This window comes from Leeuwenhoekiella sp. H156 (genome assembly GCF_052218455.1).
GTDB classification, from domain to species: Bacteria; Bacteroidota; Bacteroidia; order Flavobacteriales; family Flavobacteriaceae; genus Leeuwenhoekiella; species Leeuwenhoekiella parthenopeia.
Genome location: NZ_CP197499.1, coordinates 203,219 through 217,737, shown reverse-complemented (window position 1 = coordinate 217,737; position 14,519 = coordinate 203,219). Strand labels below are relative to the sequence as shown.

Below are 14,519 nucleotides of genomic sequence, written 5' to 3'. Positions count from 1 at the left end.
AAGCTTTTAAATCAATTAATGACGAACTGCAAATAGCATTCGCGAATTGCAGAAATCCCGATTTTTGCTTCCTGTAAATTGCAGTATATTTAAACACTCAAATAACAACCCATGGCTCAGGAACTCAAAATACTTATCCTAAACGGTCCCAATCTCAACCTGCTGGGCAAACGCGAACCCGGTATCTATGGCAGTCAGTCGTTTGGAGATTATTTTTCAACGCTTCAGTTTCAATTTAAAGAAACTGAGCTATCCTATTTTCAATCCAATTCTGAAGGCGATTTGATTACCAAAATTCAGGAAGCTGACGGCGTTTTTGACGGTATTGTCCTCAATGCGGCTGCTTATACGCATACTTCGGTGGGCATTGGCGATGCCATTGCGGCGGTAAGCGTGCCTGTTGTTGAAGTGCACATCTCCAACACCTTTGCCCGGGAAGCCTTTCGGCATCAGTCCTACGTTTCTAAGCACGCCAAAGGCATCATTGTAGGTTTTGGTTTGCAGAGTTATGAACTGGCGATCAAATCGTTCCTGTAAATCTATCTTTTGAAACACGCTTATTTTAACTGGAGTAGTGGTAAAGATTCGGCTTTGGCCCTTTATCAAATACTTCAGCAATCAGAATACGAAATCACCCAATTGATAACTACCGTGAATGCCGATGTAAACCGGGTTTCGATGCACGGTTTGCGTGAGGAATTACTCGATTTACAGGCTGAAGCATTGGGTTTTCCGCTGGAAAAAATTTCTTTAAACGGAAATGTTTCGATGTCTGAATATTCCAGAATTCTGGGTGACGCGGCCCGAAGATTGAAGGACGCGGGAAACACGCACGCTATTTTTGGGGATATTTTTCTGGAAGATTTACGCAAATACCGCGAAGACCAATTGAAATCAGTTGGGCTTCAGGCTGTTTTTCCGCTTTGGAAACAGGATACGAAAGCGCTTATTAACGAGTTTATCGATCTGGGTTTTAAAGCGATTACGGTTTGTGTAAATGCCAAACTGCTTGACGAATCTTTTGCAGGCCGGTTAATCGATAAGCAGTTTATAGCCGATTTGCCGGAAGGTGTAGACCCCTGTGGTGAAAACGGAGAGTTTCACACCTTTGTTTTTGACGGGCCGATTTTTAAAAATCCGGTCGACTTTCGCGTAGGCGAAAAAGTGCTCCGCAGCTATGCCCCTGCCGAAAATGAGGATGATAATTGCTTCAGTGATGACGAAAAACCCTGGGACACCGGCTTTTGGTTTTGTGATCTAATTCCGGTTTAGCATCTCGACTGCGCTCGATATGACATCAACATATTTAGCAATAAATAAAAAAATCCCTTGAAGCACTTAGCATTCAAGGGATTTTAATTTTATTTGAACTTTGAACTTTGAACTTTGAACTTTGAACTTTGAACTCCGAACTCTATAAGTGAATCACTTCATCATAAGCGGCAGCTACAGCTTCCATCACAGCCTCACTCATGGTAGGGTGCGGGTGAACTGCTTTAAGCACTTCGTGACCGGTAGTCTCAAGCTTACGGCCTAAAACAGCTTCGGCAATCATATCGGTTACACCGGCGCCAATCATATGGCAACCCAACCACTCACCGTATTTAGCGTCAAAAATTACTTTTACAAAACCATCTTTGTTTCCGGCAGCACTTGCCTTACCGGAAGCGGAGAATGGGAATTTCCCGATTTTGAGTTCGTAACCCGCTTCTTTCGCTTGTTTTTCGGTCATGCCTACCGAAGCGATTTCAGGCGATGCATACGTACATCCCGGGATGTTGCCGTAGTCTAATTTCTCTACGTGCATACCTGCAATTTTTTCCACACAAATAATACCTTCTGCTGAAGCTACGTGTGCCAGCGCAGGTCCTGGAGTGATGTCGCCAATAGCGTAATAACCCGGCATATTAGTCTGGTACCAGTCGTTTACAATCACTTTATCTTTATCGGTAATAATACCCACGTCTTCAAGGCCAATGCCTTCGATATTGGTTTTAATACCTACTGCCGAAAGCACGATATCTGCTTCCAGTTTTTCTTCTCCTTTTTTAGTCTTTACGGTAGCAACCACACCATCTCCTGAAGTATCAACAGACTCTACAGAAGCTTCGGTCATAATTTTGATGCCCGCCTTTTTCAGACTGCGTTCAAATTGCTTAGACACTTCCTCATCTTCTACAGGAACGATGTTTGGCATATATTCTACGATGGTCACTTCGGTACCCATAGAGTTGTAAAAACTACCAAATTCACAACCAATAGCTCCAGATCCTACTACGATCATGCTTTTAGGCTGCTTCTCCAGCGTCATCGCCTTACGATAGCCAATAATTTTCTTACCGTCCTGCGGCAAACTGGGCAACTCGCGAGAGCGGGCTCCGGTAGCGATGATGATGTGATCTGCACTGTATTCGGTACCGTCAACATCAATTTTTTTACCGGGTTTTAGCTTGCCAAAACCTTCAATAACATCGATTTTATTTTTCTTCATCAGGAACTGAACACCTTTGCTCATCCCTTCTGCCACGTTACGACTACGCTTTACAACCGCGTCAAAATCCTTATCGGCACCTTCTACTTTAAGACCGTAGTCTTCGGCATGCTTAAGGTATTCAAATACCTGAGCACTTTTAAGCAGGGCTTTGGTAGGGATACAACCCCAGTTTAAGCAAACCCCTCCAAGGCTTTCTTTTTCTACAATAGCGGTTTTAAAACCTAATTGTGAAGCTCTGATAGCTGTAACATAACCACCGGGTCCACTTCCTAAGACAATAATATCGTATTTACTCATAGTTTCCGTGAAATTTGAAGGCACGAATTTACGGATAAAAAGCCTAAAAAACGAACCGCTAAAGCTTCGGGATTTTAAGAAACAGGCTTACAAAAGGCGTTTTTGGATTTCGGCTTTAAGAACCGGCAAAACAGCGCTTTCAAACCACTTGTTTTTATTCAGCCAGAAATGATTAACCGGAGAAGGATGGGGGAGTACAAAATACTTGGGCAAATAGGCTTCAAAATTCTGAATACGCCGCGTTAACGTGAGCTTATCCTGAAGGTAGAATTGCTGGGAATGATTACCGATTAGGATGTAAAGCGGGTCGCATTCAAATCTGTCGGTTACCTGTTTATGCCAAAGCGGAGCACACTCGGGTCTGGGCGGGAGATCACCGGTTTTGCTTTTACCGGGATAGCAAAAGCCTAAAGGCAGAATCGCAAAATTATCGGGATTGTAAAAGGTTTTTTCATCTACATCAAGCCATTCGCGCAGGCGGCGCCCACTGGGATCGTCCCAGGCGACAGACTGCTCGTGGGCAATACGACCGGGTGCCTGACTTGCCAAAACGATTTTGCTCTTTGGCGAAGCCGAAATAATAGGGTTGGGGCCTAAAGGCAACTGCGGTTCGCAGAACTTACATTGTCTTATTTCTTGAAGTAACTTTTTAATAGTATCAGCTTTTATTTGGCTTAAGACCAAAAAATAGCCCGCGAGATTGCGGGCTATTTGTATAATTATTACTGGTCAATTATTTTCTTAATTGAATTTCACTTTCTTCTATATCAAGTGTAGTCATTAACTCACTAAAGCTAGGTGTTTTGTCAAACTGCGCTATTAATTCTGAAGGAATAATCGCAATTCTAATAGAAACTCCTGCTGTGTAAGAATCACCAAGAGTACTTAAATCGCTATCACCTATAATTGATAGCAGTGCAGTTCCGCTAGCAAAATCGAAGTCATAGACATATTGGAATTCTCCTTGCTCATCAAAATAGCTTGCAGGTAAATTTGTCCAAATACTACCACCAAGATTCAAATAAACAATTATGATATCTCCATCAAGAACTCCGTTGTAGCCAAATTCTTGAGAGGTCCATACATTGCCGTCAGCATTATAATTAAAATTTGCTGTCTCTTCATAAACGGCAGGTAGTGGAGCATCAAGACCGTCAATCCCATCGCGTCCCGGAGGTCCCGGATCCCCGGTACAAGAGGTTAATATGACTGCAAATAGGGCGAGTAGTGAAAGTAATTTTTTCATATATATGTATTTTAATAGGTTATTTAGTGAGGTAGTATCAAGAGTCGTTCCAAAAAGGGATTTACTCCTTTTCGAAGTCTATTGAAGCCGAGTTCACGCAATAGCGTTGTCCGGTTTCGGTAGGGCCATCATCAAAAACATGACCTAAGTGACTGCCGCAGTTTGCGCATAAAATTTCGGTACGTATCATTCCAAAGGTGGTATCGCGCACGTACTCGACAGCTCCGGGGATCGACTCGTCAAAACTGGGCCAGCCGCAACCGCTCTCAAATTTGCTGTCAGCCTCAAAGAGCCTGGCATCACAAGCGCCACAGTGGTAGGTGCCATCTTTTTCAAAATGCAGATTGTACTTACCGGTATGTGGTCTTTCGGTGCCTTTACCGCGTAAAATTTGATAACGCTCGGGGCCCAATTCTTCTTTCCATTGGGCTTCCGTTTTCTTTACAGGATATTCTTTCATGATTATAATTCTCTTTTTTCATTTCCGTGAAGACGGAAATCGCTTAATCCGCACTTCGACGCACTTATAAAAGGTTTCGGTTGAAATGTCATTCTTCTACAAGCTTTAGTATTCTTTTAGATGCCTCCAATTTACATCCCTCAACCTCCCTTCAAAGGGAGGCTTTTAGTAATATAAATTTTTGTTTTAAGGTAAGATCTGTTTCCCCTTTGGGGGTTAGGGGGCTTCAGGAACAAAATCTAATGCCACACCATTGATGCAATGGCGCTTGCCGGTTGGTTTTGGTCCGTCATCAAAAACGTGTCCCAGATGTCCGCCACAGGTAGCGCAATGCTCTTCGGTACGGGTATAGCCCAGTTTGTTGTCTGACGAAAAGGCGACATTACCTTCAATATAATCGTAAAATGAAGGCCAGCCGGTACCACTGTCAAACTTGGTTTCGCTTTTAAAAACCGGGGTTTGGCAGGCCGCACATACGTAAGTACCTTTTTGCTTGTTGTTGAGCAAATCGCTGGTAAAGGCACGTTCGGTACCTTCCTCTCTTAGCACATAAAATTCTTCAGAAGAAAGCTCAGCTCTCCATTCTGCTTCGGTCTTGGTCACCGGAAAATTTTCCTGCTTTTCCTGCTGAGCCGTGCCTTTACAGGCAGCAAAACTCACCAGCAAGCCTAAAATCAGTATTTTTTTCATAGTATTCTTTTTGTTTAAAATTAGCCAAAGTCTGTAGCTCTGCTACGCTTGGTCGGGGTTTTAACAAAAGACTAACGCTTAGGAGTGTTAACACAATTGTCAAATTTGTATTTTAAAAGCAGTTATCATTAATAATTGCTATTTTTAAAGAGTATTATTTATTTAATCAAAAATTTAAATTAACCAACCTTGACACGAGAACGCATTGTTATAGAAAATATAGAACCCCAGCTGCAAGGTGGGGATTTTTTTATCAAAAGAGTAACCGGTGAACTGGTACACGTAACCGCAGATGTGCTGGGAGATGGCCACGATGTATTACAGGCCGAAGTTTGCTTTAAGCGTAAAACAGATAAAACCTGGCAAACCGTACGAATGGCTCCATTAGTAAATGATGCCTATGCTGCCGCTTTTAGAGTAGAACACCAGGGATTTTATGAATACAAGATTCGTGGGTGGATTGATCATCCGCTCAACTGGCAACATGGTATAGAAGCTAAACTAAAGGATGCTCAATATGTAAAAAGCGAGTTGCTCGACGGCATTCAACATCTGGAGGCAGTTAGCCAAAAACTGGATGACAACGGGAAGCACTATGTAGGAATGCTCAAAGACTTGTTTGCAGACGAAAAACGTTATGATGAGGCCTGCAAATACGCGATTTCTGAAGACTTACACCGCATTTTTAGAGATCATCCAACGCGAAATCTCGCCCACGAAAGTAAAGCGCTTGAAGTCTATGTAGATCGCTATAAAGCGCGTTTTAGTACATGGTATGAGTTCTTTCCGCGTTCAGCAAGTGAAGAACCGGGCAAACACGGGACTTTTAAAGATTGTGAGCGCTTGTTGCCACGCGTGGCGGCGATGGGTTTTGACACCTTGTATTTTCCACCCATACATCCTATAGGCGAAGTAAACCGAAAAGGCAGAAATAATGCAACCAATGCCGAACCGGGTGATAGTGGAGTGCCCTGGGGTATAGGCTCTAAACACGGCGGCCATAAAGCCATTCATCCGGAATTAGGGACCGAAGCTGATTTCAGAAATCTAATTAACCACGCCGAAAGCTTAGGAATTGAAGTGGCTATGGATCTTGCATTTCAGGCTGCTCCCGACCATCCTTACCTTACCGAGCATCCGTCATGGTTTAAAAAGCGACCAGATGGTACCATGCAATACGCAGAGAATCCGCCAAAGAAATACCAGGACATCGTCAATTTTTACTGGGAGTCTGAAGATTATAAAGAACTCTGGGAAGAATTGCTGAGCGTAGCCTTGCAATGGGTTGATATGGGAATCAAAATATTTAGAGTTGATAACCCGCATACCAAACCTTTCTATTTTTGGAACTGGTTTATTGCAGAAATTAAAAAAGAGCATCCCGATGTGCTGTTTTTAGCTGAAGCCTTTTCACGTCCAAAAATCATGCAGCAACTTGCAAAACAGGGCTACAGTCAGTCGTACACCTATTTCACCTGGCGTACCAGTAAAAGCGAACTCATCGAGTATATGACCGAGCTTACGCAGACCAAACAAAAGGAATATTACCGTCCCAATTTTTGGCCCAATACACCAGACATCAACCCCTGGCATCTGCAGGGAGCTAACGAGGCACAGCATCTTATTCGCTATGCACTGGCTGCTACCTTAAGTTCAAATATAGGTTTATACGGCCCCGTTTATGAATTTATGGAGAGCGATCCTGTTCCCGGAAAAGAAGAGTATATGAATTCTGAAAAATACCAGATTCGCCATTGGGATTGGAAGAAAGACAATAAACTTATACGCCTTATAAGCAAAATAAACGCAGTACGTAAACAGCATACAGCACTTCAGCAGACCAATAATATTCGTTTTTGCGATCTGCATAACGACGGTTTACTGGCATTTTATAAGTGGGATGAAGGTTTTAAAAACGAAATTCTCGTTGTCGTGAGTCTTGATCCCTATTACAAACAAGCAGGTAGTTTACGCCTGCCATACGAACTGATGAATCTGGCACCGGGTTCTGAATTAACGCTGAAAGACGTAATCACAGACAGTACCTATACCTGGAACGAAGAATGGAATTATGTGGAATTGCACCCCTCATTACCTTTTCACATTTTTCAGGTATTTAAATAAAATACTCCACGCTTTAAAGGAAAACTAACTAATTAAACCAAACCCATGGCCGAGGAAAATCAAATTGACGGCAGACTAGATTATAAATACGAGTCCCGTTGGGAAGATTTATTGGAGAACGAGCGTTTTAATCGCGAACTCTGCAATGATATTTTACAACCTTACATCCTCAAGCAGCGTTGGTATGGCGGCAAAGCCAGTGCATTAAAGTATCTGGAAATCATTGATAGTTTTCCTATCGAAGATCAAAAGGATCGGTTTTACGGGATAGTTCTTGAAGTAAATTTTCAGGAGGCTTTTGTGCAGAATTACTTCTTACCCATAGCTTTTATAACCGATCAAAGCCTGGTAGGCGATAAGCTTATTGCACGTTTAAGACTCAACGGTAAAGAAGGTTTTCTGGTAGATGCGCTGCTTCTGGAGTCTTTTCGAAAGCAAATCTTTTTAAAAATTCTTGAGGGCGAAAAATACCGCTATAAAGAGATTGCCTACCGCAGAGGCAGGTCTAATACCATTTCAGGCTACGAGAGCAGCAGATTAATGGGGGTAGAGCAAAGCAATACGTCTATTATCTATAATGAATCCTGTATCCTGAAAATTTTCAGAAGAGTTTATGTAGATGAAAACCCCGATTATGAGATCAGTAAGTATCTCACGATGAAAGGGTTTTTTAAAAACACCCCCAGATACCTGGGCAGTATCACCCTTAAGTTTAGCGATAAAAACGTGATCACTCTGGGATTGATGCAGGAGCTGGTGCCCAATAAAGGGGATGCCTGGGAGTATTTTACCCACAATCTTAAACTCATTTTTAAAGAATTATCCAATCAAAAACCGAAGCTTGAGACCCTAAGGCCTACAAAGTATCTGGAGCAGCTTGCTGTGACCGATGTTTCTTCAACAGTACTGGCCTGGTGTCCCCTTAGTTTTTTTGAGGATGTTTCCAATCTGGCTTTGCGTACCGCCCAGATGCACATAGGTCTGGGGCAGGAGCGCATCAACACGGCTTTTACACCACAACCTTTTGGTAATGATTATTCCGTTTGGCTCAAAAACAGATTGATTTATCAGTTTGAAAACCGAATAAATCTGGTTGAAAATAATCTGCATAAGTTAGATGGCTTGCAGCTCGAACTGGCACAGGAATTCTTGAGTAATAAAAAGGTCATTAGAAAACAGCTGCTTGATTTTGATGAAGATAAACTGAAGAGTGAACGTCTGCGCATACACGGCGATTATCACCTGGGGCAGGTACTGGTTCACGAGCGGGATTTTTACATCATCGATTTTGAGGGCGAGCCCGAAAGCACCATCAGGGACCGAAAGGTGAAGCAAGCACCTATTAAAGATGTGGCCGGTATGTTCAGATCGTTTAATTATGCAATCTATGCTACTATATTCAACAACCACGAGGAGTATGATTATGAGCTTGATGAGCTCTTTCAAATCGCCGAAGTGTTGTACAGTAATATAGTAGGTGTATTTTTACGTACCTACATTCAGGAGGTGCAACAAGCCAATCTTAATATTGGCTACATCAAGGAAATCGAATTTTTATTACAATATTGCCTGCTGGAGAAAGCGGTTTATGAGTTGGGCTATGAGCTCAATGCCAGACCACGCTGGGCAATAATTCCCTTAAAAGGAATCTCCAACATACTTAATCAAAAAAAACATGAGTAACGTACACACATATAGTTTATTTTCAGATTTTGACATTGAGCTTTTTAAAGCCGGAAAGCATTTCAGGCTTTATGAAAAGCTGGGTTCCCACCCTGTAACCGTAGATGGTAAGAAGGGGACGTATTTTGCAGTCTGGGCACCAAGTGCCAAATCGGTTTCGGTAGTAGGTGATTTTAACTATTGGCTTGAAGGCGATCACAAACTCAACGTGCGCTGGGACGGCAGTGGTATTTGGGAAGGCTTTATACCCGATGTGGGTCACGGTACCATCTATAAATATAAAATTCAGTCGCATCACAATGATGTAAAAACCGAAAAGGCAGATCCTTTCGCCCGCAGGGCTGAGCATCCGCCTAAGACAGCTTCGGTCATCTACGATACCAATTACAAGTGGAAAGACAGTAAATGGATGAAAAACCGCGCGAAACATAACGCGCTTGACACTCCATTTTCGGTTTACGAGGTGCATCTGGGGTCGTGGAAAAAAACCGGAAACGAGAACCGCAGCCTGAGTTATACCGAAATGGCCGATGATTTGGTTGCCTACGTTAAACAAATGGAATTTACTCACGTGGAGTTTATGCCCATTATGGAATATCCATACGATCCCAGCTGGGGTTATCAATTGACCGGATATTTTGCACCGACCTCCCGTTTTGGATATCCTGAAGAATTTATGCTCCTGGTTGATAAATTCCACCAGGCAGGTATTGGAGTCATTTTAGACTGGGTACCCTCACATTTTCCCGAAGATGCACACGGTCTGGGTAATTTTGACGGGTCTCATTTATACGAACACCCGGATCCGCGTAAAGGCTGGCACCCCGATTGGAAGTCTTTAATTTTTAATTACGGGCGTAATGAAGTGCGTGCTTTCCTCATCAGTAATGCTTTGTTCTGGCTAGATCAGTACCATATTGACGGCCTGCGTGTTGATGCAGTAGCTTCTATGTTATACCTCGATTATTCGCGTGAAGACGGGGAGTGGGAGCCTAATCAGTTTGGAGGTCGCGAAAACCTGGATGCCATTTCATTTTTGGAAGAGCTTAATGTTACCGTGTTCAAAAACTATCCCGATGTGCAAACCATAGCTGAAGAATCTACCAGTTATACCGGCGTTTCAAAACCGGTTTTTCTGGGCGGACTCGGTTTTGGAATGAAGTGGATGATGGGCTGGATGCACGATACGCTGGAGTATTTTAAGAAAGAGCCGGTATATCGCAAATACCATCAGAATGATATAACCTTCTCAATGACCTATGCGTTCTCAGAGAATTTTATGTTACCGCTCTCCCACGATGAGGTGGTTTACGGTAAAAAATCTCTTTTTGACCGTATGCCGGGAACCGAGTGGCAACGCTTTGCAAACCTGAGGTTGATGTTTGGTTATATGTTTACCCATCCCGGTACCAATCTTATTTTTCAGGGAGGGGAGTTTGCACAAAGCTCAGAGTGGAATTTTCAGCAAAGCCTGGATTGGCACCTTTTGCAATACGATTTCCATAAAGGTATGCAGGCTTGCGTGACCGATTTGAATAAACTGTATAAATCCCACCCGGCCTTGTATGAAAAGCAGTTTAGCCACGAAGGTTTTGAATGGATCGAGTGGTCTGATTCTGAGAACAGCGTGCTGTCGTATCTGCGTAAGGGAAATAAACCAAAAGAAACGGTATTGGTAATTTGTAACTTCACCCCGGTACCCCGCGAAAACTATCGTGTAGGTGTGCCTTCAGAAATTTTTAAGGCGAAAGCCAGTCTGCAGGAAATACTCAATACCAATAAGAAAGAGTACGGCGGCAGTGGTGATTACCTCACCGAACGCGTGGCGGTGGAAGCTGTGCCCTGGAACTCCAGAGAAAACAGCATTAAGCTTGACCTGGCACCTCTGGCAACTTTGGTCTTTGCTTTGTCAGACAAATAAGGAGAATAATTTAAAACACTAAAAGGAGCAGAAAAGCTCCTTTTAGTGTTTTTTACAAGTGATAAACATTGATTTCAGCGATTTTCTGTTTACTAGTTCGTTGATATCTTTTCAAACCCTAAAAGAGATATTAATAGGAAACCAGTAACTTAGTTTGCGCTTAGCAAGAAGCCTGGTGATGATGATTAAATTCAAACAGCCGTTGATTATCAGGAAGTATTCCTTCCGTTGAATTCCCCAATAAACAGTATTTGATTAAAACGTAAAACGCCAGTAACGCATGATTACGAATACCGAATTAGAACAAAAAGGAAATCAGTTTCCCAATACCATAAAAAATATACGGCAGGAGGTTGATACCCTCTATTTTACGACCGAAAACAATGTAATTCTTGAACTTACCGTTTTACGCGATAGCGTAATTCGTTTTCGCTACGGTACCCGTGGCATTCTTGAAGAGGACTTTTCCTATGCCGTTGATCCTGAAAATCTCATAGGTTACAACCATCTTGAACTTAGCGAGAATAAAAATTTTCACATTGTTACCACTGCCAAGCTCATCATCAAGATCGAAAAGATAAGTCTGCAGACCAAAATTTTGGACATAGAGGGAAATCTTATCAATGAGGATGAAGTTGGTTTTCATTATGAGGAAAGTTTTACGCTTGGCGGAAACATTGTCAAAATGAACAAGCGCTCTCATCCCGGAGAAGCCTTTTACGGTCTGGGAGATAAACCCGTGCATTTAAATTTAAGAGGAAAGCGTTTCTCCAACTGGGCGACAGATTCGTATGCTTTTGGTAAGGAAACAGATCCCATTTACAAGAGTGTTCCGTTCTATATAGGGCTGAAGGACAAAAGGGCTTACGGGATATTTTTTGATAATACTTTTAAATCCACTTTCGATTTTTGTCAGGAACGGCTCGATGTTACCAGCTTCTGGGCACCCGGAGGGGAGATGAACTATTATTTTATTTATGGTCCCGATATGAGTGAGGTAGTGCAGAGCTATACCCACCTTACCGGTAAACCTGAGCTACCGCCCTTGTGGACGCTGGGTTTTCAGCAATGTAAATGGAGTTATTATCCGGAAAGCACGGTTAAGGGCATTGCAAAAAAATTCAGGGATCTTAAAATTCCCTGTGATGGCATTTATCTCGACATCGATTATATGGAGGGTTTTAGATGTTTTACCTGGAATAAGGAATATTTTCCTGACCCCAAGCGTATGGTGCGTGAATTGTTAAACGACGGTTTTAAAACTATTGTAATTATAGATCCGGGAATCAAAATCGATCCCGATTACTGGGTCTATCGCCAGGCATTAGAAAATGGCTATTTCTGTAAACGTGCAGACGGGCCAGATATGATAGGTAAAGTCTGGCCGGGAGAATGTGCTTTTCCAGATTATACCAATCCCGAAGTAAGGGAATGGTGGGCCGGCTTATTTAAAGAACTGGTAGGAGAAATTGGTGTACGTGGTGTATGGAATGATATGAACGAGCCCGCGGTTATGGAAGTTCCCGGCAAAACCTTCCCCGATGATGTGCGTCACGATTTTGACGGGCATCCCTGTAGTCATCGTAAAGCCCATAACGTTTACGGTACTCAAATGGCGCGAGCGACCTATGAAGGCGTTAAAAAATATGTCTATCCTAAAAGACCTTTGGTAATTACACGTAGTGCATACAGCGGCGCACAGCGCTATACTTCTTCATGGACAGGAGATAACGTCGCTACCTGGGAGCACCTGTGGATAGCCAACAATCAGGTACAACGCATGTGTCTCAGCGGAATGTCTTTCACCGGTACTGATATTGGCGGTTTTGCCGAGCAGCCTACCGGCGAATTATTTGTACGCTGGATTCAGCTTGGGGTTTTTCACCCCTTCTGCAGGGTACACTCTTCCGGGCATCACGGAGATCAGGAACCCTGGTCATTTGATGACGAAATAACAGACATTACCCGAAGCTTTATCGAGCTGCGCTATACCTTATTGCCTTATCTGTATACCATGTTTTACGATTATGCCACAGAAGGCATCCCTATGCTTAAACCTTTGGTGTATTTTGATCAGGACGACCCACATACCCATTACCGCAGCGATGAGTTTATTTTTGGTAACAGCATTTTGGTTTGTCCCATTTTAGAACCCAACTCCAAGGGACGCAGAATGTACCTCGCCCGTGGTGGCTGGTACAATTTCTGGACTAACGAATACCTTGAGGGCGGGCGCGAGATTTGGGTAGATGCAGATATAGATTGCATTCCCATGTTTGTGCAGAAAGGGAGCATCATACCGCGATATCCCGTGCAGCAGTATGTGGGAGAACAGGTTATTGACGAACTCAAACTGGACGTGTACTACGCGGAAGATGTTGTAGACTCTAAAGTCTATGAGGATGCTAATGATGGCTATGATTATAAAAAAGGCAGATACAGTTTACGCAATTTTAAACTGAGAGGTAAGGCTTCAGACTTAACCATTCAGCAGCACAAGGGCGGAACTTTTGAGACAGAATACGATACCATTAAACTCAATCTCATAGGCTTACCTTTTCGTATCAAGAAAATCAAGGTAGATAATGTGGCATATGATTTGAATAATCTGGATAAGGAAGATAAATATTTAAAACTTCCTGAAGATTTTTCAGTAGTTCACATAATAGGATAATTTTCACAAGTACTATTAAAGTTTAGCTAATTGTTAAAAAACAGGTAGTTAGAATTTGTAATTTCATCCTGTTAAAATTTAATACTATACCATGAAACTCAAACAACTTATACTCGTTTTTATAACGCTTGCGCTGGTTTTAAGCTGTAAAACCAGTCCGTTTACGGGCAAGAAAACCTTCAATGCTTACAGCAATGAACAAATTTTCCCGTCGTCTTTTCAGCAATACAACCAATTTTTAGCAGAAAATAATGTAGTAAGAGGTACTGCTGAAGCTGCCGAAGTTAAACGTGTAGGTGACCGTATCGCGGTTGCGGCAGAACGCTATATGACTGCTCTTGGATACCCTAATTACCTGGATGATTACCAGTGGGAATACAATCTCATTAAGGATGATGCTGTAAACGCGTTCTGTATGCCCGGTGGTAAGATTGTAGTTTTTACAGGTTTGCTTCCGGTTGCCGAAACTGAGGCCGGTCTTGCAATGGTAATGGGTCACGAGCTTGCTCACGCTATGGCCAATCACGGGGCACAGCGTATGACAGCTGCTCAGGCACAAAGTTTAGGCGCAGTTGCAGGTTCAGTGCTTATAGGTAATGACCCTCAAAAGCAGCAAATCTTTAATCAGGCATACGGTTTGGGTACAACCGTAGGCGGTATGTTACCCTTTAGCCGTAGTCACGAAAATCAGGCTGATGAGATTGGTACCATAATCGCTGCTATCGCGGGTTACGACCCTTATGCTGCAATCAGTTTATGGGAGCGTATGCGCGCTGCTTCAGGCGGACAGGCTCCACCGGAGTTTTTAAGTACGCACCCTTCGGCAGACACGCGTATTGCGCGTTTGAAGGAAATTGCTCCACGAGCAGTAGCCGAAGCTCAAAAATTTGGAGTGAATCCTACCAAATAACGATTTGTTAAAAAAGAAAT

The 14,519-nt window shown here is 42.8% G+C and carries 12 protein-coding genes; 7 read left to right on the top strand and 5 right to left on the bottom strand.

Annotation, left to right across the window (positions count from 1 at the left end):
• The first annotated feature begins 111 nt into the window (after positions 1 to 111).
• Entirely contained in the window at positions 112 to 537 is a 426-nt protein-coding gene (gene aroQ / locus ACSSS3_RS00865; RefSeq protein WP_442846066.1) for a type II 3-dehydroquinate dehydratase, read from the top strand.
• Between the two features lie 9 nt (positions 538 to 546).
• Positions 547 to 1,272, top strand: coding sequence for a diphthine--ammonia ligase (locus ACSSS3_RS00860; RefSeq protein WP_442846065.1), 726 nt, complete (start codon positions 547 to 549; stop codon positions 1,270 to 1,272).
• Between the two features lie 142 nt (positions 1,273 to 1,414).
• Here ACSSS3_RS00860 and lpdA read toward each other — a convergent pair whose 3' ends face one another.
• From lpdA to msrB (ACSSS3_RS00835), 5 genes are all read right to left on the bottom strand, one after another.
• Positions 1,415 to 2,791: a dihydrolipoyl dehydrogenase gene (lpdA, locus tag ACSSS3_RS00855; RefSeq protein WP_442846064.1), complete on the bottom strand. Its 1,377-nt coding sequence runs from the start codon at positions 2,789 to 2,791 to the stop codon at positions 1,415 to 1,417.
• Positions 2,792 to 2,878: 87 nt separating this feature from the next.
• Positions 2,879 to 3,445, bottom strand: a complete 567-nt coding sequence (locus ACSSS3_RS00850) for a uracil-DNA glycosylase family protein (RefSeq protein WP_442847379.1) — start codon at positions 3,443 to 3,445, stop codon at positions 2,879 to 2,881.
• A 79-nt stretch (positions 3,446 to 3,524) separates the two neighbouring features.
• Positions 3,525 to 4,037 carry a hypothetical protein gene (locus ACSSS3_RS00845; RefSeq protein ID WP_442846063.1) on the bottom strand — a complete coding sequence of 171 codons (513 nt, stop codon included), beginning with the start codon at positions 4,035 to 4,037 and terminating at the stop codon, positions 3,525 to 3,527.
• 61 nt (positions 4,038 to 4,098) lie between these two features.
• Complete coding sequence (msrB, locus tag ACSSS3_RS00840; RefSeq protein WP_442846062.1) at positions 4,099 to 4,497, bottom strand: peptide-methionine (R)-S-oxide reductase MsrB; 399 nt, start codon at positions 4,495 to 4,497, stop codon at positions 4,099 to 4,101.
• Positions 4,498 to 4,713: 216 nt separating this feature from the next.
• On the bottom strand, positions 4,714 to 5,187 hold the full coding sequence (gene msrB, locus ACSSS3_RS00835; RefSeq protein ID WP_228230303.1) for a peptide-methionine (R)-S-oxide reductase MsrB: 474 nt from the start codon (positions 5,185 to 5,187) through the stop codon (positions 4,714 to 4,716).
• A gap of 189 nt (positions 5,188 to 5,376) precedes the next feature.
• Between msrB (ACSSS3_RS00835) and ACSSS3_RS00830 the strand changes: the two genes are divergently transcribed.
• The 5 genes from ACSSS3_RS00830 (at position 5,377) to ACSSS3_RS00810 (ending at position 14,499) form a co-directional block, all read left to right on the top strand.
• On the top strand, positions 5,377 to 7,311 hold the full coding sequence (locus tag ACSSS3_RS00830; RefSeq protein ID WP_442846061.1) for an alpha-1,4-glucan--maltose-1-phosphate maltosyltransferase: 1,935 nt from the start codon (positions 5,377 to 5,379) through the stop codon (positions 7,309 to 7,311).
• A 45-nt stretch (positions 7,312 to 7,356) separates the two neighbouring features.
• Positions 7,357 to 8,994: a maltokinase N-terminal cap-like domain-containing protein gene (locus tag ACSSS3_RS00825; RefSeq protein ID WP_442846060.1), complete on the top strand. Its 1,638-nt coding sequence runs from the start codon at positions 7,357 to 7,359 to the stop codon at positions 8,992 to 8,994.
• The gene (gene glgB / locus ACSSS3_RS00820; protein WP_442846059.1) at positions 8,987 to 10,915 is read left to right on the top strand and encodes a 1,4-alpha-glucan branching protein GlgB; all 1,929 of its coding nucleotides are present in this window, start codon (positions 8,987 to 8,989) and stop codon (positions 10,913 to 10,915) included. Before ACSSS3_RS00825 ends, glgB begins: the two co-directional genes overlap by 8 nt.
• A 280-nt stretch (positions 10,916 to 11,195) precedes the next feature.
• On the top strand, positions 11,196 to 13,589 hold the full coding sequence (locus ACSSS3_RS00815; protein WP_442846058.1) for a glycoside hydrolase family 31 protein: 2,394 nt from the start codon (positions 11,196 to 11,198) through the stop codon (positions 13,587 to 13,589).
• Positions 13,590 to 13,680: 91 nt separating this feature from the next.
• On the top strand, positions 13,681 to 14,499 hold the full coding sequence (locus ACSSS3_RS00810; RefSeq protein WP_442846057.1) for a M48 family metallopeptidase: 819 nt from the start codon (positions 13,681 to 13,683) through the stop codon (positions 14,497 to 14,499).
• Positions 14,500 to 14,519: the final 20 nt, after the last annotated feature.